General features: G+C 67.6%; 21 protein-coding genes and 4 pseudogenes. 16 read left to right on the top strand and 9 right to left on the bottom strand.

Translation table 11 applies throughout. The features are described from left to right. Positions 1-89 precede the first annotated feature (89 nt). Positions 90-389: a hypothetical protein gene (locus tag ASG92_RS18585; protein ID WP_056631511.1), complete on the top strand. Its 300-nt coding sequence runs from the start codon at positions 90-92 to the stop codon at positions 387-389. Positions 390-449: 60 nt separating this feature from the next. Here ASG92_RS18585 and ASG92_RS18580 read toward each other — a convergent pair whose 3' ends face one another. Next, the gene (locus ASG92_RS18580; RefSeq protein WP_056631510.1) at positions 450-701 is read right to left on the bottom strand and encodes a hypothetical protein; all 252 of its coding nucleotides are present in this window, start codon (positions 699-701) and stop codon (positions 450-452) included. A gap of 220 nt (positions 702-921) precedes the next feature. Further along, positions 922-1,542, bottom strand: coding sequence for a TetR/AcrR family transcriptional regulator (locus tag ASG92_RS18575; RefSeq protein ID WP_056631505.1), 621 nt, complete (start codon positions 1,540-1,542; stop codon positions 922-924). A 111-nt stretch (positions 1,543-1,653) separates the two neighbouring features. On the opposite strand from ASG92_RS18575, the gene ASG92_RS18570 reads away from it, so the two are divergent. Both ASG92_RS18570 and ASG92_RS18565 read left to right on the top strand, forming a co-directional pair. Continuing rightward, the gene (locus tag ASG92_RS18570; RefSeq protein WP_056631504.1) at positions 1,654-1,992 is read left to right on the top strand and encodes a thiamine-binding protein; all 339 of its coding nucleotides are present in this window, start codon (positions 1,654-1,656) and stop codon (positions 1,990-1,992) included. Positions 1,993-2,065: 73 nt separating this feature from the next. Then, complete coding sequence (locus ASG92_RS18565) at positions 2,066-2,743, top strand: O-methyltransferase (RefSeq protein ID WP_056631503.1); 678 nt, start codon at positions 2,066-2,068, stop codon at positions 2,741-2,743. Positions 2,744-2,862: 119 nt separating this feature from the next. Here ASG92_RS18565 and ASG92_RS18560 read toward each other — a convergent pair whose 3' ends face one another. Then, complete coding sequence (locus ASG92_RS18560; RefSeq protein ID WP_056631501.1) at positions 2,863-5,088, bottom strand: VCBS repeat-containing protein; 2,226 nt, start codon at positions 5,086-5,088, stop codon at positions 2,863-2,865. A gap of 512 nt (positions 5,089-5,600) precedes the next feature. Here ASG92_RS18560 and lepB point away from each other — a divergent pair. The 5 genes from lepB to ASG92_RS18535 all read left to right on the top strand — a co-directional run bounded on the left by lepB (position 5,601) and on the right by ASG92_RS18535 (position 9,891). Further along, on the top strand, positions 5,601-6,089 hold the full coding sequence (gene lepB / locus ASG92_RS18555) for a signal peptidase I (protein ID WP_240987191.1): 489 nt from the start codon (positions 5,601-5,603) through the stop codon (positions 6,087-6,089). 118 nt (positions 6,090-6,207) lie between these two features. Then, on the top strand, positions 6,208-6,513 hold the full coding sequence (locus tag ASG92_RS18550) for a ferritin-like domain-containing protein (RefSeq protein WP_056631497.1): 306 nt from the start codon (positions 6,208-6,210) through the stop codon (positions 6,511-6,513). A gap of 43 nt (positions 6,514-6,556) precedes the next feature. Beyond that, on the top strand, positions 6,557-7,729 hold the full coding sequence (locus ASG92_RS18545) for an acyl-CoA dehydrogenase family protein (protein ID WP_056631496.1): 1,173 nt from the start codon (positions 6,557-6,559) through the stop codon (positions 7,727-7,729). Then, positions 7,723-9,099, top strand: a complete 1,377-nt coding sequence (locus ASG92_RS18540) for a bifunctional PIG-L family deacetylase/class I SAM-dependent methyltransferase (RefSeq protein WP_056631495.1) — start codon at positions 7,723-7,725, stop codon at positions 9,097-9,099. Before ASG92_RS18545 ends, ASG92_RS18540 begins: the two co-directional genes overlap by 7 nt. Positions 9,100-9,114: 15 nt before the next feature. Then, positions 9,115-9,891, top strand: a complete 777-nt coding sequence (locus tag ASG92_RS18535) for a glycosyltransferase (RefSeq protein WP_056631492.1) — start codon at positions 9,115-9,117, stop codon at positions 9,889-9,891. Here ASG92_RS18535 and ASG92_RS18530 read toward each other — a convergent pair. Further along, positions 9,868-11,085, bottom strand: a complete 1,218-nt coding sequence (locus ASG92_RS18530) for a YihY/virulence factor BrkB family protein (RefSeq protein WP_056631489.1) — start codon at positions 11,083-11,085, stop codon at positions 9,868-9,870. The two genes, ASG92_RS18535 and ASG92_RS18530, sit on opposite strands and share 24 nt — an antisense overlap. Before the next feature lie 340 nt (positions 11,086-11,425). Here ASG92_RS18530 and ASG92_RS18525 point away from each other — a divergent pair, with 340 nt between their 5' ends. Together ASG92_RS18525 and ASG92_RS30465 are read left to right on the top strand one after the other, a co-directional pair. Next, complete coding sequence (locus tag ASG92_RS18525) at positions 11,426-11,980, top strand: hypothetical protein (RefSeq protein WP_056631487.1); 555 nt, start codon at positions 11,426-11,428, stop codon at positions 11,978-11,980. A gap of 402 nt (positions 11,981-12,382) precedes the next feature. After that, positions 12,383-12,890: pseudogene (locus tag ASG92_RS30465) on the top strand (sigma factor); the annotation flags it as partial. Here the strand turns inward: ASG92_RS30465 and ASG92_RS18515 are convergent. Then, positions 12,856-14,058, bottom strand: a complete 1,203-nt coding sequence (locus ASG92_RS18515) for a glycosyltransferase family 9 protein (RefSeq protein ID WP_056631482.1) — start codon at positions 14,056-14,058, stop codon at positions 12,856-12,858. The pseudogene ASG92_RS30465 and the gene ASG92_RS18515 sit on opposite strands and share 35 nt — an antisense overlap. Before the next feature lie 217 nt (positions 14,059-14,275). Here ASG92_RS18515 and ASG92_RS27575 point away from each other — a divergent pair. The 3 genes and pseudogenes from ASG92_RS27575 to ASG92_RS18500 form a co-directional block, all read left to right on the top strand. Then, a pseudogene (locus ASG92_RS27575) lies at positions 14,276-14,496 on the top strand (aldehyde dehydrogenase family protein); the annotation flags it as partial. Between the two features lie 158 nt (positions 14,497-14,654). Continuing rightward, positions 14,655-14,939 (top strand): annotated as a pseudogene (locus ASG92_RS18505) (hypothetical protein); the annotation flags it as partial. Between the two features lie 73 nt (positions 14,940-15,012). Further along, entirely contained in the window at positions 15,013-15,918 is a 906-nt protein-coding gene (locus ASG92_RS18500; RefSeq protein WP_056631472.1) for a fused MFS/spermidine synthase, read from the top strand. 28 nt (positions 15,919-15,946) lie between these two features. Here the strand turns inward: ASG92_RS18500 and ASG92_RS18495 are convergent, their stop codons facing one another. After that, positions 15,947-16,864 carry a LysR family transcriptional regulator gene (locus ASG92_RS18495; protein ID WP_056631469.1) on the bottom strand — a complete coding sequence of 306 codons (918 nt, stop codon included), beginning with the start codon at positions 16,862-16,864 and terminating at the stop codon, positions 15,947-15,949. Positions 16,865-17,094: 230 nt separating this feature from the next. On the opposite strand from ASG92_RS18495, the gene ASG92_RS18490 reads away from it, so the two are divergent. Beyond that, positions 17,095-17,844, top strand: a complete 750-nt coding sequence (locus ASG92_RS18490; RefSeq protein WP_056631466.1) for a 3-hydroxybutyrate dehydrogenase — start codon at positions 17,095-17,097, stop codon at positions 17,842-17,844. 28 nt (positions 17,845-17,872) lie between these two features. Here ASG92_RS18490 and ASG92_RS18485 read toward each other — a convergent pair whose 3' ends face one another. The 3 genes from ASG92_RS18485 to ASG92_RS18475 all read right to left on the bottom strand — a co-directional run bounded on the left by ASG92_RS18485 (position 17,873) and on the right by ASG92_RS18475 (position 21,368). Beyond that, positions 17,873-18,508, bottom strand: coding sequence for a LysE family translocator (locus ASG92_RS18485; RefSeq protein ID WP_056631464.1), 636 nt, complete (start codon positions 18,506-18,508; stop codon positions 17,873-17,875). 346 nt (positions 18,509-18,854) lie between these two features. Further along, positions 18,855-20,330, bottom strand: coding sequence for an amino acid permease (locus ASG92_RS18480; RefSeq protein WP_056631461.1), 1,476 nt, complete (start codon positions 20,328-20,330; stop codon positions 18,855-18,857). A gap of 120 nt (positions 20,331-20,450) precedes the next feature. Beyond that, positions 20,451-21,368: an SDR family oxidoreductase gene (locus tag ASG92_RS18475; RefSeq protein WP_056631458.1), complete on the bottom strand. Its 918-nt coding sequence runs from the start codon at positions 21,366-21,368 to the stop codon at positions 20,451-20,453. 185 nt (positions 21,369-21,553) lie between these two features. On the opposite strand from ASG92_RS18475, the gene ASG92_RS18470 reads away from it, so the two are divergent. Then, the gene (locus ASG92_RS18470; protein ID WP_056631454.1) at positions 21,554-22,387 is read left to right on the top strand and encodes an IclR family transcriptional regulator; all 834 of its coding nucleotides are present in this window, start codon (positions 21,554-21,556) and stop codon (positions 22,385-22,387) included. Between the two features lie 229 nt (positions 22,388-22,616). Further along, positions 22,617-22,952 (top strand): annotated as a pseudogene (locus tag ASG92_RS18465) (urocanate hydratase); the annotation flags it as partial. Between the last annotated feature and the right edge of the window lie 95 nt (positions 22,953-23,047).

The raw sequence follows: 23,047 nt of genomic DNA, 5'->3' as shown, positions 1-23,047 counted from the left end.
CAGGCCGGGTGTGACTGAGTAGATGGTGGAGCGACGCAGTTGGTGGAGCGGCGCAGGGTTTTGTTGGCTTCAGAGAGGACGAACTGACCATGAACGAAAAATCATCAGCCCCGGGTGAGCCGGAGTCCCACAAGGACGCGCATGAGAGGACGGGCGCCCCGTACATCGAGGTAAGCGGCTCCCAATCCACACGGGAGCTCCGCGACACGTCCCGCCGGCGCCGGGAAGCGGAGGAGAAGCTGCAGCAGCATCTGCTCGAGGCGAAGGAGCATGCCCACGAAGCGGAGCATCACGCTCACGGGAAGGGACACGCGCCCGCAAAGGACGCGGGCCCTCAATCCGCGACGACGGAATCCCCGGCGCCCGAGTCCACGGCGAAGGATTCCTAGGAACCCAGGCGGCACCCCGTCAAGGGACGGGATGCCCTGGGCTGGACTGCGCGTGTTGGACTACGCTGCTCCGTAGGCGTCCGGAGAAGAGGCTGCCCTGTACAACTCCGGAGAACCGGGCGACGTGCGCCGGGCCAGTTCTTCGGTGGCGAGGTCGTACCAGTCCTGGGCCCCGAAAACCGGTTTGGGCGTGTCCAGGTTGCGGTAGAGCGCGTCCACGATGATTCCGAGCTCATCGGTGGAGGCCGCCGTCAGCGTGGCTTCGGGGTCCGCGGAAAGCTTCAGGAAATGTGCGAGCTGAGAGCGGTTCATGATGACGCAGCCGGTGTGAAATGTTCACGGGTGGAGGATGACATTGTTTGCTCCGTTATGGAAATCCCGAGGCTGGCTGCCTAACCACTGGTGCGCCTAGCTTACTGTGCAAGCCGGTCGGACGGAATAGATACGGCCCCGGCGAAGGAGCTGGGACGGGATGGAGCTGGGACGGGACGGGGCTTGCCGGCGAAGAGCCGCAGCCTGCTGGAAATGCCGTCTACTCGAACTGGGTGCCAGGGAGCGGCACCTGCGGCGGAAGCGGCCGGCCGGGCCGTACCGAGCGGATAGCGTCTTCGATGAGCGCCGCTGGGCGGCGCCAGGCGTCGGAGCCCGGTTCCATGGTGTCAACCACGCCGATCAGCATGGCCAGCAGCCTCACCATGTCCGTCAGTGAGATGTCGATGCGGAGCGTGCCCTGGCCCTGTCCCCGGCCAAGGAGCACGCCTACGGATTCGATCAGGCTGCCGGTGATGCCAGTCAGCAGGTCCCGCCGCCCGGCGACGGCGCCCAACAGGTTGGCGTTCTCGCTCGCGGCGGTCATGACGGCGTCGATGACGTGGAAGAGGCCTTCGGCTGCGTCCGGGCCCGCCAGCGCAACATCAATGACGGGGTCGACGTGGAGCCGGAGCTGGCGGTTCAGCGCCGCCAGGACCAGTTGTTCCTTGTCCGAAAAATTGCGGAAGAGCGTTGCCGGTCCCACTCCGGCCGTGGCGGCGATGGTCTGCAGCGGAACGTCCGGGCCGTGTTCGCGGAAGCACTCGCGGGCCGCATTGATGATCTTGTCCACGTTGCGGGCAGCGTCGGCACGGAGTGGTTTGCGCTCTACTGCGAGGTTCATGAATAAAGGTTAGCAACGCTGTGTCTCCCGGACTTCGTTACCCATTGGTAGCGCCAAATATGACGCAGCACACGCCCTTGGGAGTCTTGTGAACCGTGTCAGACTGGACCCATGTTGCTTGCATTTTCAGTCGCCCCGTCCGGAATTCCTGCCGATCCGGCCTACGCCGGGGCCGGCGGCGCAGCGGACGCGTCCGTGCACGACGCAGTAGCCGCCGCCGTCAGGATCGTCCGGGAGTCCGGGCTGCCCAACAAGACCGATTCCATGTTCACCACCATCGAGGGAGAATGGGACGAGGTGTTCGCGGTGGTCAAACGCGCCACCGAGGCGGTGGGGAAGTTCGGCAGCAGGGTGTCCCTGGTGATCAAGGCGGATATCCGGCCTGGCTTCTCGGGTGAGCTCACCGCAAAGGTCGATCGCTTGGAAAGCGCCATAGCTGAGGGTTCCTGACCGCTCCGGCCGCGGGTTCGGCGGTCCGCCGGACGCCCTAGCCCCCAAGTGCCGTTGCTGCGAGACTGGGGCCATGTTTGAGCACGAGCCGCGGCCCGAGTGGGTGGCCGTAGAAGAGTTCCTGTCCGACGTCGTCGTCCATCCGGACGGTGCGCTTCAGCGCGCGGTGCAGTCCGCCGTCGACGCCGGCATGCCGCCCATCGAGGTGACCCCCAACGCGGGAAAACTGCTGAAGCTCCTGGTCCGGTCGTCCGGCGCGCGCCGGGTTCTGGAGATCGGCACCCTGGCCGGTTTCAGCACCATCTGGATGGCCCAGGGACTTCCCGACGACGGCCAGCTGGTCACGTGCGAATATCTCACCAAACACGCGGACGTAGCCCGCGCGAATGTGGACGCTGCCGGGCTGGGTCACAAAGTGGACATCCGGATAGGCGCGGCGCTGGACACGCTCGCGGCGCTGGAGGCCGAAGGAGCCGCACCGTTCGACTTTGTCTTCATCGACGCGGACAAGGAGAACAACCCGAAGTACCTGGACTGGGCTGTGCGGCTTGGCCGGCCCGGAACCAGCATTGTCATGGACAACGTGGTGTGGGAGGGGGCGGTGCTTGATCCCTCCATGGACGAGGTCAACGCCCCGGGAATCCTCAGCGCGCTGAAGCTGATGGGGGAGGACGCCAGGCTCGACGCCACGGTTATCCAGACGGTGGGCTCCAAGGGGTGGGACGGCTTCGCGCTGGCCGTGGTCCGCTAGCGGCACCCGCGGCCGGCCGGACTACGACCGGCGGACGCCGGCAGCCCCGCCACGACGCAGCACCGCCCGCGTACTGGCTGTACGCGGGCGGTGCTGCGTCGGAACTCAGAGGATCGGGACTACATGATGGCGTTCATGGTGTTCCAGCCCGTGCCGATCTGGGTCTTGCCGAGGAAGCCGGTCGCTCCGTTGCCACGGTAGAGAATGAGGTTTCCGGCGGCGTCGCGGGCCGTCAGGTCAGCCCGGCGGTCGCCGTTGAAGTCGCCCGTGCCGGCAATGCTCAGGCCGTTCCAGCCGGATCCGATCTGGACCCTGCCGAGGAACGATCCGAAGCCGTTGCCACGGTAAAGCCAGAGGTTTCCGGCGGTATCACGGGCGGCGAGGTCGGCCTTGCCGTCGCTGTTGAAGTCGCCGGTAGCCACGATGGCGTTCATGCTGTTCCAGCCGTTGCCGATCTGGGTCCTTCCGATGAAGCCGCCGGTTCCGTTGCCGAGGTAAAGGTACAGGTTTCCGCCGGCATCACGTGCTGCCAGGTCGGCCTTGCGGTCGCCGTTGAAGTCGCCGGGGGCGACGATGTTGTTCAGCCCGTTCCAGCCGTTGCCGATCTGGACGCGTCCGGTGAAGCCACTTGCGCCGTTGCCGCCGTAGAGCCACAGTGCGCCGGCGGAGTCCCGGGCCACGATGTCCGCTTTGCGGTCGCCGTTGAAGTCGCCGGTGCTGACGATGGCGGTCATGCCGCCCCATCCGTTCCCGATCTGAAGCTTGGCGAGGAAGCCGCCGGTTCCGTTGCCGCGGTAGAGCCAGAGCCTTCCGGCGGTATCCCTGGACACGATGTCTGCCCGGCCGTCGCTGTTGAAGTCCTGAAGCTTGGGGGTGGCGGCGGCTGCCGTGCTCTGCCCGATCTGCACAGTGCGGCTGGCGAGGTCGCTGACGTTTCCTGCGGCATCCGTGGCCCGGACGTTGAAGACGTAGGTGCCGTTCGCCTGGGCATCCCAGGTCCTGGGCGAGGCGCAGGTGGCATCCCAGAGGGGGTTGCTGGGCTGCAGCTGGCATTCGAACCTTGCTCCGGCCTCACCCGAGAAGCTGAGCGTGGGCGTGTTGTCCAGGCTCGGCGTTGACGGGAACGGCGCAGTGACGGCGACGGCCGGCGCGCTGGTGTCCACCGTGAACGTCAGCGTGGAGGAGGCCAGGAACTGCGGCTGGGTGGGATCGGCCGCGAAGGCGGGGTTGGTGATGCGGGACTGCACCCGGTGAACGCCCTGCGGCAGGGCCGCAAGCGTGGCGGAGTAGGTTGAGCCGGCGAGCGTCGTGGCCCGGGGTGCGCCGCCGTCGACGATCAGCTGGACGGGCCCCGAGGCGCCTGCCGGAAGCGTCCCTGTAACGGTCGGTGTTGTCAGCCGGGTGACGTTGTCCGTCGAGGAACGGCCGGTGTCGCTGGCTGCCACCAGGTCCGGAGTTGACGGTGCGCCGTCTGAACCCTCGGCAATCAGCCCCTGGACGGTGAACGTGTTGACCGTGAGGGTGCCGATTCCGGGGCCGCCGGCATCAGGGCCGGTCACGATGACGGCGTTGGTGCCGGACGGGGCGCCCGTGACAGCCGTCGCCGTGTTGATGTCTCCCAGGGTTCCGGCAGGGGCGTTTACCTGGCGGAGGAAGGTGGCGGTGGAGCCGGAGGCGAAGTCGCCAAGGAAGGAAGCACCGACGCTGTCCCAGTCGCAGGCGGCCGTTCCGGAGGGAGTGCAGCCTTCGTCGAGGGTCACATTGATCTCACCAAGGCTCGGATCCTGGGGGTCCGGTTCTGCCGTGAACGTGTGGACGCCGTAGGGGTGGGTGATGGTGTATGAGGCTCCCGCCACGAGATTGCTCAGCCGGAACCGCAGCCGGCCGAATCCCATCTGGTCGCCGTCAACCACGGGCCCGTTGACGTGGGCGGCCTCAAGGGCGGCCTCGTAGAGACCGAGGTTCCCGCCGCTGGCCTCGGCATTGAACCAGAACGCCTCATCCGGGAAGTTGTCCGGGTAGGACGCCGGCGAGTTCGGGTCTGGCGGCTCGGTGAGGCACCCGCTGTTGGCCATGTAGCACAGCTGCAGCTTGACGGTTCCGTCCGAATACCAGGTGGGGAAGCCGTTGGCCGAATCCACGGGACCCATTCCGGCCGTTTCGGCGCCGGCCGTTTCGGCGCCGGCCGGAGCGGCGCCCAGCGGTGCCAGTGCGGCGGCCAGCATGGCTCCCGCTGCAACAGGGGCAAGACGTGCCGCGGCGGTGGCCGTGGACCGCCGGTGGGCGGGTTGGGAGCGGCTTGTTCCGTCTGGCATCTTCGGCCGCTTCACGGATTGCGAGAACATGGTGACTCCTTATGGACACTCGATTTGTGGCCCCCAGTACCCTCAAGGCCAGGCCGGAAAGTCGATTACCGACCAAGTTCACGTTGAACTAAAGACCTTGGATAAACGTCGGATAAAACCGGTGGGGAAGGGACGGCGCGCAGGCCGCTGAGGCGGAATTTGGGCTCCGCAAGCCGTTTAGGCCGTACGCCGGGTCTGGTGCCGCTGGGGAAACGGCACCGGACCCGGCGGTCCTGGTCCGTTACCGGCCGCGGCCACCGTCCGGTTCAGGACAAGACAAGTGTGCGCGCAAGGACTTGGGAATTTCCCGGGAACCGAGGGCTTCGCGGGCCCTTACACCGCCCAGTCAGGGGGTCGGGAGGGTTCTTCCCGCCCTGCGGGGTTAGGCCATCGATTTGAGGGGGCCAAAATAGGGGTGGTTCCAAATCGGCCCCGTGGCGGCGTTGGCGGCTCCGGTTTTTTCCAAGACGGGCCGGTCATGCTCCTGGCAGCGGAACGAAAGGAGCACTGTCGTGACCGATTCCCGCCGGGGAAAGAAAATCACGACGGCGGCCGTGCTGGCGGCAGCCTTGCTGGCCGCGCGCCTGTGGGTGGTGGAGCCGGTCACGGTCAGCTCGGAAAGCATGGAGCCGGCAGTGCCCCGGGGGACCACGGTGCTGATGTTCAAGCCCGGGCCGGCCCTGGGCGGACTCAGGCCCGGCGATCTTGTGGTTTTCACGAGCCCGGACGACGGGAACCCGGCAATCAAGCGCGCCGTTGCCTTCCAGGGCCAGACGGTGGCAATCGAGGACTCAGTGCTGGTGGTGGACGGCGTGCCGCAACCCGAACCGGGCATCGACCACAGCCGAATCGACGGCACGTATTTTGGGCCCGTCACGGTGCCTGCCGGCCACGTCTTCGTCCTCGGCGACAACCGGGCGGGATCCATCGACTCGCGGACCTATGGCAGCGTACCGCTGGGACACCTTCAGGCCACCGTGCTGTGGCCGGCCGGGCGCTAGGAGCAGCCGGACGGAAACCAAGCAGCGGGCGGGGTCTGCGGCGCGGAAGCTAAGTATGCTTGGAATGATGTTCCCGGCCGAGGCGGCCGGTCCCTGACATACTGCAGCGGAGGAAGAGATGAAAGCATCCCAGACGTTGGCCGGCAACCTTCAAAGGGTTCTCACCGACCTGATCGAGCTGCACGTCCAGGGGAAGCAGGCGCACTGGAACCTCGTGGGAACGAACTTCCGCGATCTGCACCTCCAGCTGGATGAGCAAACGGTCAAGACCCTGCGCGATGTCCACGACGAGGTGGATGCAGAAGACCCCACCAGCGCTGACCTGCTGCACGCCGCCATCACGCGGCTCGAGCAGCTGGCGTGGATGGTGAACGCGGAAGTCATGGCTGCCTCGGCGTCGGTGACGGCACCGGCGGAGGCCTGAGCAAAATGAAGATTAGGCCCCGCACTATGTCAGCGAGCATTGCATGACCCCGCCGCGCCGCCCCTGGCAGGCGGTTCGCATCAGTTCCTCTCCGGAGCAGCTGGCGGAACTGGACGTCACCCTGGAGGCGATGGCCGCTGCTGTGGGAGACGTACCCGCACTGCTGGCCGCAGCCCACCAGGCAGGCCGGTTCGCCCCCAAGCCGGGAGAAGGCCAAACAGCCCGGCTGTGGGAACTGTTGGCCTCCGTTGCTGCGGTTGACGTGGCGGCGGGCCGCATCCTGGAACCCCATCTGGACGCCGGGGCCATCCTGTCCCAGGCAGGGGCCGCTGACTCCTTCACCGGAACGTGGGGCGTCTTTGCCGCCGAAGCCCCGGGCACACGCCTCGCGGCCGTGCCCCAGTCCGGCGGCGGACAGGGCGGCGGTGAACCGGGCGGCGGCGGACAGCCCGGCGGCGAACAAGGCGGCGGTGAACGCGGTGGCGAGGTGCGCCTCAGCGGGTCCAAACCGTGGTGCTCGCTGGCGCAGTTCGTGGACCACGCCGTCGTGACGGCACACACGCAATCAGGCGGCCGGGCCGCATTCGCGGTAGACCTCAGGGACGCCGGAGTGACTTGCGTCGACCCGGAATGGACAAGCCGGGGCCTGCGGGAAATACCCAGCGGAACCGTTCACTTTGACCGCGTTCCCGCTGTGCCGCTGGGCGGAGACGGCTGGTACTTCCAGCGCCCGGGCTTCGCCTGGGGCGGCATGGGGGTCGCCGCGTGCTGGCTGGGCGGCGCGGTGGCGCTGGGCCGGCATTTCAAGGCAGCCCTGATTCGGGGAGCACAGGCCCAGCGCGAACCTGACCAGGTGGCGCTCGCGAGCCTCGGCGAAGTGGACCGGATCCTCACGTCCTCCATCCAGCACCTTGCCCGGACTGCTGAACTGGTCGACGGCCGCGTGCAGGGACGTGCGGAACTGCCGGAAGAACCGGGCGGCAGCCGGAACTCAGGCGCGTGGAGCGAGGCGCTCCGTGTCCGCGGGACTGTTGCTGCCGCCGTCGAACGCGTCCAGCTCCTGGTGAGCCAGAACCTGGGACCCGGGCCGCTGGCGTTCGACGAGCGGTATGGCAAGTGCATGGCGGACCTGTCGCTGTACGTCCGGCAGCACCATGCCCTGCGGGACGACGCGCAGCTCGGCGCCCTCACGCTCAAGGGCGAGCACGAGTGGTGAGCTTTTCACACACTGACGCCGGCACGGACGAAGCGGCGTGGGAGGCGGCCGGGCTGGCCACGCTGGGCGAATTGCCGCTGGATCCGGGCGAGCTGGCCGGAACGAGATTTATCCTTCTTGCCGCCCACCCGGACGACGAAACGCTCGGGGCAGGCGGGCTGCTGGCACGGCTGAAGGCCGCTGGCGCCGACGCGGAGGTGTTGTTGTGCACGGCGGGGGAGGCGTCCCATCCGGACTCTCCGACCACCACGCCGGAGCAGCTTGCCGCAGTCCGGCTCGAAGAGTTCGGGCGCGCGATGTCCGTGCTCGGCCCGGCGGGCGGCTGGCAGTTCCTCGGGCTTGGGGACGGCCGGCTCGCCGAACACCGCGCGGACGTAGTCCGGCACGTCCAGGAAGCCATCGGCCGGCACCGCGGCCCTGCGGAGCGGCTGGTGATTGTTGCTCCCTACCGCTCCGACGGGCACCCGGACCACGACACCCTGGGGGCTGTCGCGGCCGAGCTCGCGCAGGCGGGCGGCCACGGGCTGCTGGAATATCCCATCTGGTACTGGCTGTGGGCAACGCCGGAACACCCGGAATGGCGCCGCTGGGTGCGGCTGCCGCTGGGCGCCGCGGAACAGCGGGCGAAGCAGGGTGCCCTGCGGGCCCACGCCTCGCAGCTGGAGCCCCTGTCCGAACGGCCCGGAGATGAAGCGCTCCTCGCGGACCATTTCCTGGTGCACTTTGGGCGCCCCTTCGAGGTCTTCTCCTGGCGTCCTCCGGTCTCCGGAACGTTGGGCGCCCGCGACGCCCAGGGCATCTTTGATGCCCTGCACCGCAGGGCCGATGACCCGTGGGGGTATGACGTCAGCTGGTATGAGCAGCGCAAGCGCGCCCTGACGCTCGCTGCCCTGCCCGAGCAAAAGTACGACGCCGGGCTGGAAGTCGGTTGCTCGATCGGCACCTTGAGCGCGGAGTTGGCGGGGCGGTGCGGACGGTTGCTCGCCGTGGACGCCAGCGGCACGGCCGTAGCCCGTGCTGCTCAGCGGCTGGCACCCTATGCCGGCGCCGAGGCCAGGCAGCTCACGGTTCCGCAGCACTGGCCGGACGGCGGCTTCGACCTGATCGTGCTGTCCGAGGTGGGCTACTACCTTGCGCCGTCCGAGCTCGACGGGCTGTTCGCGCGGATCGCCGGATCGCTGGCTAACGGCGGGACCCTGCAGCTGTGCCACTGGAGGCACCCGATTTCCGGATGGGAGCTGGATGGCGATGCGGTCCACACCCTGGCCCGCGACCGCCTCGGGTGGCCCACGGCAGGCCTGTATCGGGAGCGCGACTTTGTGCTCGAGACGTTCCTTGCGCCGGAGCCTGAGGCCGGATCCGTCGAATGAGGCCTGAGAAGCGGAATGGGGCCTAAGCCGGTGCGGCCGCCGATCGGCAGGGTTGAGGTGGTGATGCCGGCCCATGACGAGGAACGCCACATCGAGCACGCCCTGCATGCGCTCCAGGCGGCAGCGCGGGCGCTGGCCGAACGGCGGCCATCAGTCGCCGTCGGGATCACCGTGGTCCTGGATCACTGCACCGACGGTTCGGCTGACATCGCTGCCCGCATCGCGGCAGCAGACGGGCGGTTCACGGTGCTCCACCAGATCTTCCGCAACGCGGGCGCCAGCAGGGCCGCCGGAGTGGCGGCCGCTCTTGGCCGCACTCGGCCGGGCCTGGAACAGACGAGCTTGGAAAGCGTCTGGCTGGCCAGCACGGACGCGGATTCGCGGGTTCCGGAGAACTGGCTCTGGCGGCAGCTCGAACTGGCCGACGCCGGGTGGGACGTGGTGCTGGGTTCCGTCGAGCCCGATCCCCGCGGCATGGATCCGGAAGTCCTCCGAACGTGGCGTATCCGGCATCCCGCTGAAGAGCGGCACCCGCATGTGTACGGCGCCAACCTGGGCGTGAGGGCGTCGGCGTACCGGCTGGCCGGAGGCTTTCCGGAAATACCCTCCTCCGAGGACAGGGCCCTGGTGGGCGGGCTGCGGCGGCGCGGATTCGCGGTGGTGGCCACCGACACCACCCGGGTGATGACGTCGGGACGGACCTCCGCGCGGGCGCCGCGCGGTTTCGGAGCTTACCTGAGGACGCTGGGCGCGGAGGCCGTGGCCGAGTCAGCGGCCGCCGCGCCCGGCTGACCGGCCGCCGCGCCTGGCTGACCGGCCGCCGCGCCTGGCTGACCGGCCGCCGCGCCTGGCTGACCGGCCGCCGCGGTCCCGGGCCGTGCCTTCACGGCCGTCCCCGCTGCCGCCGTCCGCTGCGGCGTTGCCTTCCGCGCCGTACTTCTCGCGCAGCTCACGTCCGCGCCGGATGTCTTCCTCCTCCTTCTCCTGGAGTTTGTCGCTCTTCTTGGTGTCACGGGGCGGCAGCTGAATCGTTTCCTCCGCCTCGATGCCCGCCTGCAGTTGCCTGCCGCGTTCCATCTCGGCGTCGAACTCTGCGCCAAACAGGAGGGACATGTTGAGGATCCAGAGCCACAGCAGCATCACAATGACGCCGCCGATGGCGCCGTACGTCTTGTCGTAGCTGCTGAAGTTGGCCACGTAGAACCCGAACCCGAGGGAGGCCAGCACGAAAGCCATCAAGGCAATGAAGGAGCCAATGCTCATCCAGCGGATCTTGGGCTGCCTGACGTTTGGAGTGGCGTAACAGAGGACGGCAATGATCACGATGACCAGCAGGACGATGACCGGCCACTTAGCAACGTTCCAGACCGTCAGGAACACGCCGCCGAGTCCAAGGATGCCGCCAACGGCTTCGGCGACCGGGCCGCTGATCACAAGCATGGCCGCAAGGAGCGCGACGATGACGACGGCAAGCAGCGTTACTCCGAGCATGGTCCCCCTGAGCTTGACGAACCCGCGGCCTTCATCGATTTCGTAAATCCGGTTCATGGCCCGGCCGAACGCGCCCACGTAGCCCGAAGCGGACCAAAGAGCCGTCGCGAGGCCGATCACCAGGGCGAAGCCGGCGGCGGGAGACCTCGTGAGTTCCTCAACGGGCTGGCGGATCATGTCCACGGTGGAACCGGGTGCGATGCCCTGCACAATGTCGAGGAGGGCCGCCGTCGTTTTTTCCGGCTGGCCGAAGATCCCCAGCAGCGAAACCAGTGCGAGCAGGGCCGGGAACAGCGACAGGACAGCGTAGTAGGTGAGGCCAGCGGCGAGGTCGGGGCACTGGTCGGACGCAAATTCGCGGAGCGCCTTGCGGGCGATGTATTTCCAGGACGGTTTGCTGACGTCCGTCGGGCTGTCGGGTTTGCGTTCGTCATCCGGGGCGGGCGCGGTGGCCGCTTTGGCCGTGCTGGTCTCCGGGGCTTCTTTCGTGGCCATGGGACCATCCTTTCGGTCACGCGCGGGCCGTTCGTCCCCCGCTTCGGGGGCCGGCCCGGCTGCTGTCAACTGGAGCCGGAGGGCTGGGAGCCGCATCCGTCGTCGTGCTTGAAGGGTTTTCGTCGTGAGGCCGCTGGTTATCGTTCATCGCCGCTCTCTCTCGAAGAAGTGGGTCACTGATCACCCACCCAGGTTTGCTGGCCCCAAAATAGTAAGCATGATTACTATTGGATTGTAAGTACCACGATTGCCGCTAGTTCAATCGGTCGCGCGCTCAGGTGATGTACGCCGGGCGCGCAAAGACCGGCCGGTGCTGGATAGGGAGAGAGGTGGATCCACGGTGGAGACAACTGCCTGGATTTGGATCGTCGTTGTAATCATCGCCGTCGCGCTGATTGTTCTGCTCATGAGCCGCAAGCGCAGGGAAGCATTTCGGCAGAAGCGCGATGAACAGAACCGTCAGCAGGCGGCCGAAATCCGGAGTAAAGCTGAGGAGTCGGAGCTTCAGGCCCGTGAAAATGAAGCCAAGGCCATGCGGGCCAAAGCTGATGCTGAGAAGGCCCAGGTTGAGGCGGCGCGGCTCCGGCAAGAGGCAGAGCGGCGGCAGTCGGAGGCGCAGGACTTCCGGGCCGACTCCGAGAAGCACCTCTACAAGGCGGATGCCCTGGACCCCGACGTGGAAACGGAACGTGACCGGCGGGCTGACGCTGACGCGGACACGGGGCGCGACGTTGACGCTGACGCGCGGCGGGACACGCGAAGTGACGCTGACGTGGACCGGGATACGCGAACCGACACGGACGCTGACGCGCGGCGCGACGCGCGGCGTGACGCTGACGTGGACCGCGATCCGCGGACCGATGCGGACGCGAGGCGGACCAACCCGCAGGAGTAGCGGCCCGCCCTGATTTCGATAGGACGCGACGCACGTGTGATCCGACCCGCCGGGACCTGGCTCCGGCGGGTCCTCCGTCTTGTTGCGCCGGGACACTGCGGCGGCCGCCTCCGGAGGATGCCGGGGCGCGGGGTGCTTTGAGCCGAGCCTATCTCCAGGGGTCATTGTTTAATAAGTACACTTATGATTCCCCTCTCCTAAGTCTTGCCGCAGGCTTTCTAGCGATCCAGGTCGAAGGAATCCCCGACAATGCCAGAGAATCTTCCCCTACAACCGTGACCATGACACCGGTCCGCAACGAAGATCTCCAGTACGACGGCGCCGGGCGCCGGCCCCCTGAGCGTCGCGACCGGCGCCCGGCCCCGCAGGCGGGCCGCCTCCATGACGCCTCCATGACGCCTCCAGAACCAGCTGGTGCTGAACTACCTCGACCTTGCCGAGTCCCTCGCGTCGCGCTTTGCCACGCGCGGCAGGGAGCGTTCCGATCTCGTCCAGGTCGCGTACCTGGGGCTGGTCATGGCTGCCAGGGGCTTTGACAAGGAAAAAGGCGAAAGCTTTCCGGCATACGCCGCTCCCACCATCAGCGGGGAACTTGAGCGGTTCCTGCTGGACCGTGCGGCCTCCGCGGCGCGTGCACGACGTGCGGACGCAAATGCTTCGCACCGTCCCGGACCTTACCCAGACGCTGGGCCGCGTTTCTTCAACCCAGGAACTGGCGGCCGAACTCGGCGTCAGCGCGGAGGACGTTCGGGAGGCGCACGCGGCTGCCAGCAGCATGCATCCGGATTCGCTGGACACCGCCGATCCGGCCAACGTGGCCCAGGCCATCCTGTTCGTGCTGTCCCAGCCCGCCGGGTGCGAAATACGCGAAATGCTCATCTGCCACGAGGACGAGGGGTCATGGCCGTGAGCTGGAGGACGTCCTCGTAGACGGCGTCCGCTGCCACGGCCTCCACCGTGGACACATCGTGCCGGCACCGCGGCGCAGTCCACCCCACCTGGGTGATGTCGATCCCGCATTCGGGGCAGTGGGTGGCCCAGCCAAGGTGGATCCGGTGCATGCTGCGGCCCAGCGGCGCGGCGTTGATGGCATTGCCCGCCCAGAAGATGCCCACTGTCGGCGTCCCCAGGGCCTGGGCCAGGTGCCGGGGGCCGCTGTCGTTGGCCACCACCACGCTGCAGCCGGCAAGCAGGCCCGCGAGCTCGCCCAGGCTCAGTTTCCCGGCGAGCGAGGCCACCTGCGGAGCGGCGTGGTCGGCGGAATCGCTGCCCCTCGCGGCGCCCGCTCCGGCCGGGACAGGGCCGACGGCGAGTTCCACCACCGTTTCCGCCAGCTCCCTTTCGCTCTGGTCACCGACCACCAGAACCCGGAAGCCGTCGTCGGCCGCCCGTCTGGCCACGGCGGCGAATCGTTCGGCCGGCCAGCGCCGGCGGGGATCGGTGGCGCCCGGGTGGATCACCACCACGGTGCGGGTGTCGCCGGCGAGGCTAACGGCCAGCTGCCTCTCAAACTCCGGCCGGGGACGCAGCCGGGCCTCCAGATCAACCGGCGGTGCACCGGCGTAACCCGCCACCTCGAGCGCCCGCAGCGGCTCGTGCTGGTAATACGCGTAGGGCACGGTGCGCTCAAGCCTGGCGGCATCCGGCGTCCCGGCACCCACGGTGTGCCGCGCGCCAAGCCGGAGCAGGAAGGGGTTGGAATAGCGTCCGCCGCCGTGCAGCTGGACGGCGAGGTCGAAATCTCGGGCGCGCATCCCGGCGATGAACCTGTCCAGATTCTCCTCATCCACGGCCCCGGGACGCACGCCTTCCGCGAACGGAAGGATGGCAGTTTCATCCACCGGACTTTCAACCTGGGCAAGAAGTTCGGCGTGAATAGGAGTGCCCAGCAGTGTCACGGTGGACGTCGGATAAGCCGCTTTCAGCGCTGTGACCGCCGGGATGGCGTACATCAGATCGCCCAGCCCGCCGCCGCGAAGCACGGCAATCCGCGAGACCCCGGTGAATTCCTCCAATACGGGTCCGACTCCGTACCCGGTCATGCGTGCTCCGCCAAAGTCGGCGTTGAGGTGTCCCATGGCGTCAGCCCTTTCGGCTCTCTCCGGGCGGACCAGGGCCCTGCGGGCACGGTCCCTGGTGCCACCATACGGCGCCCCGGCGCCCCTTGCCAGCGTTGAAAACTCCCTGACGCGGCGGCGTGTAAATCCGCAGTCGCCTGGGTACGGATGACGTCAGAAGACGGCGGCATCCAGGAACCGGCGACCCACAGCGAGGAGCCCCATGCGATCGACCATAGTGCTCCTTGAATGCACCGACACCATGGACGTCATGGCCGAGGAAACGTTCGGGCCCGTGGCTCCGGTCCGGGTGGTGGACACTTCGAGCAGGGGCTTAGCCTCGCCGCGTCGGGCCGCCACGGGCTGGCCGCGACCGTCCTGACCGGGAGCATCGCGCACGCCCAGCAGGCCATCGCCGCCCTGCGGGTCGGCACCGTCAAGGTCAATGAGGTCTTCGGCGTTGCCAGGCCCGGCTGCCCCGGCACCGGGGGTCACCCCGGCGGAAGAGACTGATCCGTGAGCGGCTCGCGCCAGAACGCGAACGGTCTGCCGGACCTGACCGAGCAACGGGGTCTCGCCGCGTGGCTTCCGCAACGGCTCGCAGAGGAGCGCCCGGCTGCGTGGACTACGTCACCGTCTTTGATACACCGACGCCCATTCCGCTGATTGAGCAGCTGCGCCCGGAGGTCTACGCCAAGGGCGGCGACTACACGCCCGAGATGCTCGCGGAAACCGAGGCGGTGGAGGCCTACGGCGGCCGGGTGTCCATCCTCGATTACGTGGCAGAGCGCTCCACCACGGCCATGGTCCAGCGCATCCGCAACGGCGAAGGAGTATCCGTCTCAGGCATAGCTACGGCTGATCGGACCCCGGCTGATCGAGCCTGTCGAGGCCCCCGCTGATCGAGCTTGTCGAGATCCCCGCAACCCCCGCCGTCAACTAGGGTTGAAGCATGACGGAAGCGGCGGAGGACTGATGGCACGGCGCGGAAAGTCGGGAAGAAAAACGGTCGAGGCAGCTCCCGGCGTGGTGGAGCTGGCCCGGGGCGCCCGCCCGGACGGTCCCGTTGAAGGCGTGTACTACATCGACACCGGCGACTGTGAACTCATCGCGGACCAGGACAATTCCACGGGCTGGCTCCTGCGCATTAACGGTGTCATGAGCTCGCACATCGACCTCGCCGATCCGCTGTTCCTCGAGTTCGAGTACATGCGCTGGATGGCGGCCCTGATTGAGTCGCGCTGGCCCACGGAGTCCCGGCCAAAACTGCGCGGGCTGCATCTTGGCGGCGGGGCCTGTTCGCTTGCCCGCTATTTTCACGCGGCCTATCCCGAGGCGCGGCAGGTGGTGGTGGAACTGGACGGCAAACTCGCCGAATACGTCCGCGGCTGGTTCGACCTCCCCAAGGCTCCGCTGCTGCGGCTGCGCGTGGGCGAGGCCCGGGCCGTGACGGAGACCCTGACCCCGCAGACCCGCGACTTCATCATCCGCGATGTCTTCGCCGGTTCCCTGACGCCGCGTCCCCTGACCACGGGGGAGTTCAATGCGCACGTGCGGCGCGTGCTGGCGCCGGGCGGCATCTACGTGGTGAATTCCGGGGACGGCCCGGACCTGAAGAATGCCCGCGAGGATGCCGCCACCATCGCGGCTTCCTTTGAGCACACAGTGATCATCGCGGATCCCGCCATGCTGAAGGGGCGCCGGTACGGCAACATGGTGATGGCCGGCAGCGACGAGCCTTTCGACGACGATCCCGGGCTGGCGCGCCGGCTCCTGGGCGGGGCTGTACCCGCGCACATTTGGAACGATGCCAAGGTCCGGGCCTTCGCCACCGGCGCGCGTTTGCGTCACGACCCACAGACTACGTCGCCTGCTCCGTAACTGCCGTTTTGAGGCCTCAGAAGGGCGGTTACGGAGCAGCAGATGAGTTGCCGCCGTGCCCCAGCAGCCACTCCCGGTGGGCCTCGGTCTGTTCCCGCACGGCCTGCACAACGGCCGCGACCGCCGGCCGGCGCATCGAGTCGGGGCGCAGCACCATCCAGTAGGGCAGCCGTTCGGCGATGTCCCCGGGCAGTAGGCGCACCAGGTCGTCGTGCCGGTCGGCCATGAAACACGGCAGGAACCCGATGCCGGCGCCGGCCCGCGTTGCTTCCACATGGACAAACACATTGGTGGAGCTCACTCCGTCCCGCATCGCCGGCACCAGGCGCCGTGGCGCGTCGAGGTCGTCCACCTGCAGCATGGAGTCCACGAAATACACCAGCGGATGCGTGCTCAGGGATTCCACGGAGTCTGGCATGCCGTTCTCCTCCAGATACGCCCGGGATGCGTACATGCCGAGGACATATTCGCCCAGCCGGAACGCTTCGGCCCGGTGCACCTGCGGCTCACCCACCACCACTTCGATGTCCAGTCCGGAGCGCTGCTGCAGGGCCCGCCTGGTGACAGTGACGATCTCCACGCTGAGCCCGGGATGGTTACGCCGCAGCCGGGCCACCGCCGGCGCGGCAATGTAGGCGCTGAAGCCGTCAGTTGCGGTCATGCGGACGACGCCGGTGATCGGGTCCGGCGGGCGGCCTGACGGTCCCAGCGCGCGCACCGCCGTTTCGACCTGCTCCGCAACCAGCGCTGCCTGCGCGCCGAGCTCGGTCAGCTCCCAGCCGCCGGCCGCCCGGGAGAGGACCCGCCCGCCCAGGGCCTTCTCCAGGGCGGCAATCCTGCGCGAAACCGTGGTGTGGTTCAGTCCCAAAACCTGCGCCGCCGTCGTGAATTTTGCCGACCGCGAGACGGCGAGCAGAACCAGAAGATCATCCGGGTTGGCATCCATATCTGCAATTTTGCACGAATCAAGTGCCGGATTAGTTATTGAACCGCGTTCTTTCTGCAGCAATACTCAGGTGGATCGGAAGTGCTGGAACACGCAGCACGTGTCAGCGTGGACACTTTGAGGAGCCAAACCATGAACGCGAATCCATCCTTGCTGGCGGGGCAGTGTCCGGCCGCAGACCTGTCGACGCCTCCGGCCCGGCGTCACACAACTCGATAGGCGGTCCCGGAATGGAGAAGACACTGAACGGCCGCAAGGCAGTGGTGACCGGCGGTGCCAGCGGAATCGGCGCGGCCTGCGTGCGCGAGCTCGCGGCCCGGGGGGCCAAAGTGGTGGTGGCGGACGTGGACGAAGCCGGCGCCGCGGCGCTCGCCGACGAGGTGGGCGGCACGGCCTGGGCGGTGGACCTCCTGGACGTGGACGCGCTGGCGGCGCTGAGCCTGGACTGCGACATCCTGGTCAACAACGCGGGAATCCAGCGGGTCAGCCCCATCGAGGATTTCGAACCGGAGGCCTTCCGCAGGATTATCACGCTCATGCTCGAGGCGCCGTTCCTGCTGATCCGGGCGGCGCTGCCGCACATGTACGCCAACGGTTTCGGCCGCGTCATCAATGTTTCGTCCGTGCACGGGATCCGTGCCTCCCCGTTCAAGAGCGCCTACGTTTCCGCCAAGCACGGACTCGAAGGGCTGAGCAAGGTCACCGCGCTGGAGGGCGGTGAGCACGGAGTCACGTCGAACTGCATCAATCCCGGGTACGTGCGGACCCCTCTCGTGGAAAAGCAGATCGTGGACCAGGCGCGGCTCCATGGCATCCCCGAGTCGGAGGTCCTGGCCAAGGTCATGCTGACCGAGTCCGCGGTCAAGCGGCTGGTCGAGCCTGAGGAGGTTGCCTCGCTCGTGGCATGGCTGGCGTCCAACGACGCCGGCATGGTGACCGGAGCCAGTTACACCATGGACGGCGGCTGGTCGGCGCGCTAGAACCGGTGGCTGAGCCTGTCGAAACCCGCTAGTTCTTGGTGCCAGTTAAGGCGAGGGTGCCGCCAAGGCCGATCATCATCACGCCGCCCGTGGCGCTGACCGCGGAGATCCGGTGGGGCGAGCGGGCAAACCATTGCCGGGCCGTGCCGGCGGCGAGGGCCCAGACACTGTCCGAGACCAGGGCGATCACCAGGAAAGTGGCCCCCAGTACGGCGAGCTGCAGGGGAATGGCCCCGGCAGCGTGGTCTACGAACTGGGGGAGCACGGCCACGAAGAACACCACGGACTTCGGGTTGGTGGCTCCCACAATGAACCCCTCCCGGAGAATGCGCAGCGTGGAGGCGGAACGTGAGACGTCCCGCGCCGCCGAATGCCCCTTGCGTTGCCGGACTGCCTGGATGCCCAGGTAGATGAGATAGGCAGCTCCGGCCAACTTCACGACGGTGAACAGCAGCACCGACTGCGCCAGCACCACGCCCAGGCCCAGCGCCACTGCTGCGATCTGCAGCAGTTCGCCCCCGGCATTGCCCGCAACGCTGAGCAGGCCGCCCCGCCGTCCCAAAGCAAGGGACCGCCCGATGACAAACAGGACACTCGGTCCGGGGACGGCGATCAGCAACGCGGAGACCAGGGCAAAGGCCACCAGATTGGTCAAAGGCACCATGCCTGATCGTAACTCCGGCGGCCCGTGGGCAGCCACCCGCCGTGCCTCCCTGGATCAGCCTGACCCGGGATCCCGCCGGCGGTTCGGATGCGACTCCGGAACGGTGGCCGGACTGCCAGCCTGCCGGATGTACTCCTCGACGGCCGATTCCGGGACCAGGTAGGACTTGCCGAAGCGGTCCGGCCCGAGGACCGGAGCCCGATCCAGTGGCCGTCCTTGACTACCACGGTGCCTTCGTGCCGTCCGCTGAAGGGATCATCGCCCACGACGACGTCGCCTATCTTCCGCGGGGGCTACTCGGGCGCGGGCATTCCACGCCGCCGGCGGCCCCCGCGGCCGCTGGAGGTCAGCCCCGGACCACCGGCAGCGGTGAGGTTTCGTCCTCAAGGTGTGCCCGCCGTCGTCCGTTCCCCTTGACCCAAAGCCGGTAGGCGAGGACCAGCAGGCCCAGCCAGACCGCGCCCACGTAGAGCGCTATGCGGGTGTCCTCGAAGATGCCGAGGACGGCGATCACCACGGCCATGAAGCCGATGGTCAGGACGGACGCAGCCGGCCACCAGGGGGACGGGAATTCCGACGCCGGCAGGCCATCGCGGGCGATCTCGCGCTTCATCGCCACATGGGAGGCCAGGATCATGACCCACACCCAGACGGTGGCGAATGTGGCAATTGAGGCGATCAGGAGGAAGACGTCCTCGGGGATGACAGCGTTCAGGACAACTCCTACGAGGAGGATTCCGGCCATCATCACCACCGTCATCCAGGGCACGCCGTGCCGCGAAACCCGGCCGAAGCTCTGCGGAGCGTGACCCTGTCTGGCCAGGCCGAACAGGATGCGGCCGGCGCCGAAAATGTCACTGTTGATCGCGGAGAGGGCGGCAGTGATCACGACGGCGTTGAGGATGTGCGGTGCGGCCGGAATGCCCAGGCCGCTGAAGATCTGCACAAACGGGCTGCCGTTGCTGCCGATCTCATTCCACGGGAAGAGGGCCATCAGGATGCCAAGTGTGAGCACGTAGAACAGCAGCACGCGGACGGGCACCGTGTTGACGGCTTTGGGGATCACGTTCTTGGGGTCGGCGGCTTCGCCGGCCGTGATCCCGATGGTTTCAATCCCGCCGAAGGCGAACATTACGACGGCGAACGAGGCCAGAAGCCCCTCGAAGCCCTGCGGGAACATTCCGCCGTGGTCCACGAGGTTGCCAAGGCCCGGCGCTGGCGAGGACCCGCCGGCCTGGAACCCGAAGGCGAGGATTGCCGCGCCACCCGCGATCATCGCGATGATGGCCACGACCTTGACCAGGGTGAACCAGAACTCAAGTTCGCCGAACACCTTCACGCTCAGCAGGTTCAGGGCTGCGAGGAGGAAGATGATGGCCAGGACCCAGATCCAGCGTTCCACGGCAGGGAACCAGAAGCCCATGTAGATGCTGAACGCGGTGACGTCGGCAATGGCGACGATCGCCATTTCGAAGACGTACGTCCAGCCGGTCACGAAGCCCGCCAGCGGGCCGAGGTAGCGGCTGGCGTACTGTCCGAAGGAGCCTGACACCGGGTGCCGGACTGCCATTTCGCCCAGTGCCCGCATCACCATGAACACCGCGGCGCCGCCGATCATGTAGGCGAACAGCACGGCGGGCCCGGCCTTCTGGATCGCGGACGCGGACCCGTAGAACAGCCCGGTGCCGATGGCCGAGCCCAGCGCCATGAAGCGGATGTGCCGGACGTTGAGTCCGCGGTTGAGGACGGTTTCCACCGTGGTGCTTGCCGCGCGGATCGCGGCTGCGGGTGCCGTCTTTAGGGCGTCTGGTGCTTGCTGCATACGAATACCTTCTCGTCTTTGGGAGGGGGATCGTTTACCAGCAGACCATTTCCGGGACGCACGTGATGAGCCTCACGGGGCCTTGGTGTCTTCAATTTCAGACTGTGCGGCGGCAGGCCGTCAGCGGTAGCCGGTGGGATCCGCGGGAAGACCGGCATCCTGGACCTCGGCCAGGTACCGCCAGCAGTCGGGCTGCGAGCCGTCAACATCGGTGAATCCGTACTCACGGGCCAGTCCGCCGGAGGAGAACGAGCCGCCGTTGCGGAGATGCACGTCCGGGTCCGCTGCCAGCGCGGCGACTGCGCGGCCCACGAAGCGCGGGCTTTCCGAGATCGCGGCGAAGTGCGGGTTTATTGCTGCACCGTCGCGCCAGTTCGTTTCTGTCACACCGTAGTGTTCCAGCATCATTTCCGAGCGCATCCAGCCGGGGGTCAGGGCCAGCGCTGTGCATCCGAACGGCTTAAGCTCCTCGGCCTGGCTGAAGGCGAGGCGGAGGACGGCGGACTTTGCGAGGTCGTAGAACGCCGAGAGCCGGTAGTGCGCCGTGTTGTACTCCCGGGTCCCGTCCGTCATCTCCACCACGAGCCCGCCAGGGCGCCGGATGAGGAGGGGGAGTGCGAAATGGCTGGCGACCAGATGCGTGTCCACGGCGCCGTGGAGCATTTTCAGCCCGGCATCGAGGTTGTGCTCCCACAGCGGCGTATTCCACTCGATGAGGTTCTCGCCGCCCCATACATCGTTGACCAGGACGTCCAGCCGTCCGCGCTCGGCGTCAATCCGGCGGATCAGTTGTTCCACCTCGGCGGCATTGAGGTGGTCGACGGCGGCAGCGATGCCGGTCCCGCCGGCCGAGGTCACCATCTCGGCCGTCTCCTCGATGGTTTCGGCACGGTTGTAGGCGGACCTGCGGTCCCGGGTGGTGCGGCCCGTGCAATAGACGACGGCGCCCGCCTCGCCCAGCGCCACCGCGGTGCCTCGACCGGCCCCGCGTGTGGCACCGGCAACCAGGGCGACCTTCCCGGCCAGCGGTGAGTCCATGCCTAACGCTACCTCCGGAGGCTCCGCCGGCGGACTCTGGCCAATGCGGCAATTGTCTGGTATTCCGGACACGTAGGGAGTCGCTTCGCCCGGCAAGTCACTCGCGAAGGCGCACGCTTAAGTACGGTATCCCGGACACCACCCCAGCCTGGGACTGGAACGGAACCGGAACGACGGAGGAAAAAATGGCAGACACCCCGGCGCCGCAGGGGGCGGTAAGGGCACCGAAGGCGGCAGCGAAGGCGACGTCGAAAGTCCCGGCGGCCGAAAACACCCTCAGGATCCTCAAACTGCTGGCTTCACGGCGCGGGCCGATGGCGGCGTCGAACATCGCCACCGCGCTGGGACTGCCGCGTTCCAGTGTCTACCACCTTCTGGGCGTGATGGAGGCCAACGGGTTTGTCCTGCACCTGCACGAGGAACAGCGCTATGGCCTCGGCATCAGCGCCTTCGAACTCAGCTCCGCCTACTCGCGGCAGGAGCCGCTCTCCCGGCTCGGGCGGCCGTTGCTCGCCTCCCTCGTGGACGCGATCGGCGAAAGCGCGCACCTCGCGGTGCTGCATGGGCGCGACGTGCTGTACATCGTGGAGGAACGCGCCAAGAACCGGCCGTCGCTCGTGACCGACGTCGGCGTACGGCTGCCGAGCCACCTCACCGCCAGCGGTCGGGCCATCCTTGCCGCGCTGCCCAAGTCCCAGGTCCGCGCGCTGTATCCGAACGCCGCCGCGTTCAGTGCGCGGCACGACATGGACGGGGCCATCATGAAGTACTCGTCGCTGTCCTCGCACCTGGACCAGGTCCGCCAGCGCGGCTACGCCACGGAACACGGTGAGGTGACGCCCGGCTTCGGTTCCATCGCCGCCGCCGTCACGGACCACCTGGGATGGCCGACGGCGGCAGTGGCCGTCACATTCCTCGAGGACAGGCTGCCAGCGGACCAGTGGCCGGCGCTCGCCGCACGCGTGCAGAAGGTCGCCGACGAACTCTCCGTCCGCATCCACGGCCGCCGCTCCGCCTGACCCCGCCCACCCAGCTGCCCTTCCCAACTAGGTAGCAGCAGGCGTCGTTTTGAGCCCCCAAAACGGCATCAACTGCTACCTAGTTGGGAAAGGGTGGGCGCGTCTGGAATCCCGGACAGCACCGGCCCAAACCCCCTGTTTCCGCCCGTCCGGACAGGCTTTAGTGGATACAGAACTTCCATTACCCGGCAAACGCCGGACGAACCATCAAACACACGAAGGAGCCACCATGGCACCCGCCGATTTCACCACCGGTGCCCGCCCGGTCAAAGCAGCCCGCGGCACCGAGCTTAGCGCCAGGTCCTGGCAGACCGAAGCCCCGCTGCGCATGCTSATGAACAACCTGGACCCGGARGTTGCCGAGCGCCCGGATGACCTGGTGGTCTACGGCGGCACCGGGCGGGCTGTCCGGTCCTGGGCCGCGTTCGACGCGATTACCCGCACCCTGGAGACGATGGAGAAGGACGAGACGCTGCTGGTCCAGTCCGGCAAGCCGGTGGGTGTGTTCCGGACCAACGAGTGGGCGCCGCGGGTGCTGCTGGCGAACTCCAACCTCGTGGGGGATCGGCTGCCAGGCCACTAACCATGAAGCCCCCACCAGTGTGGCGAAGAGCACGATCCAGACGCCCGAGGGCACCGCGGTGGCGCGACAATGAGCAA

The sequence above is a fragment of the Arthrobacter sp. Soil736 genome (assembly GCF_001428005.1).
Classification (GTDB): domain Bacteria; phylum Actinomycetota; class Actinomycetes; order Actinomycetales; family Micrococcaceae; genus Arthrobacter.
The sequence above is the reverse complement of the archived record's forward strand: the minus strand, read 5'-3'. Positions and strand labels throughout refer to the sequence as shown.

Bases quoted from the DNA above. Each gene is read 5' to 3' on its own strand.
- ASG92_RS18585 (WP_056631511.1), top strand. From the start codon at position 90: ATGAACGAAAAATCATCAGCCCCGGGTGAGCCGGAGTCCCACAAGGAC.
- ASG92_RS18580 (WP_056631510.1), bottom strand. From the start codon at position 701: ATGAACCGCTCTCAGCTCGCACATTTCCTGAAGCTTTCCGCGGACCCC.
- ASG92_RS18575 (WP_056631505.1), bottom strand. From the start codon at position 1,542: ATGAACCTCGCAGTAGAGCGCAAACCACTCCGTGCCGACGCTGCCCGC.
- ASG92_RS18570 (WP_056631504.1), top strand. From the start codon at position 1,654: ATGTTGCTTGCATTTTCAGTCGCCCCGTCCGGAATTCCTGCCGATCCG.
- ASG92_RS18565 (WP_056631503.1), top strand. From the start codon at position 2,066: ATGTTTGAGCACGAGCCGCGGCCCGAGTGGGTGGCCGTAGAAGAGTTC.
- ASG92_RS18560 (WP_056631501.1), bottom strand. From the start codon at position 5,088: ATGTTCTCGCAATCCGTGAAGCGGCCGAAGATGCCAGACGGAACAAGC.
- ASG92_RS18550 (WP_056631497.1), top strand. From the start codon at position 6,208: ATGAAAGCATCCCAGACGTTGGCCGGCAACCTTCAAAGGGTTCTCACC.
- ASG92_RS18545 (WP_056631496.1), top strand. From the start codon at position 6,557: ATGACCCCGCCGCGCCGCCCCTGGCAGGCGGTTCGCATCAGTTCCTCT.
- ASG92_RS18535 (WP_056631492.1), top strand. From the start codon at position 9,115: ATGGGGCCTAAGCCGGTGCGGCCGCCGATCGGCAGGGTTGAGGTGGTG.
- ASG92_RS18530 (WP_056631489.1), bottom strand. From the start codon at position 11,085: ATGGCCACGAAAGAAGCCCCGGAGACCAGCACGGCCAAAGCGGCCACC.
- ASG92_RS18515 (WP_056631482.1), bottom strand. From the start codon at position 14,058: ATGGGACACCTCAACGCCGACTTTGGCGGAGCACGCATGACCGGGTAC.
- ASG92_RS18500 (WP_056631472.1), top strand. From the start codon at position 15,013: ATGGCACGGCGCGGAAAGTCGGGAAGAAAAACGGTCGAGGCAGCTCCC.
- ASG92_RS18495 (WP_056631469.1), bottom strand. From the start codon at position 16,864: ATGGATGCCAACCCGGATGATCTTCTGGTTCTGCTCGCCGTCTCGCGG.
- ASG92_RS18490 (WP_056631466.1), top strand. From the start codon at position 17,095: ATGGAGAAGACACTGAACGGCCGCAAGGCAGTGGTGACCGGCGGTGCC.
- ASG92_RS18485 (WP_056631464.1), bottom strand. From the start codon at position 18,508: ATGGTGCCTTTGACCAATCTGGTGGCCTTTGCCCTGGTCTCCGCGTTG.
- ASG92_RS18480 (WP_056631461.1), bottom strand. From the start codon at position 20,330: ATGCAGCAAGCACCAGACGCCCTAAAGACGGCACCCGCAGCCGCGATC.
- ASG92_RS18475 (WP_056631458.1), bottom strand. From the start codon at position 21,368: ATGGACTCACCGCTGGCCGGGAAGGTCGCCCTGGTTGCCGGTGCCACA.
- ASG92_RS18470 (WP_056631454.1), top strand. From the start codon at position 21,554: ATGGCAGACACCCCGGCGCCGCAGGGGGCGGTAAGGGCACCGAAGGCG.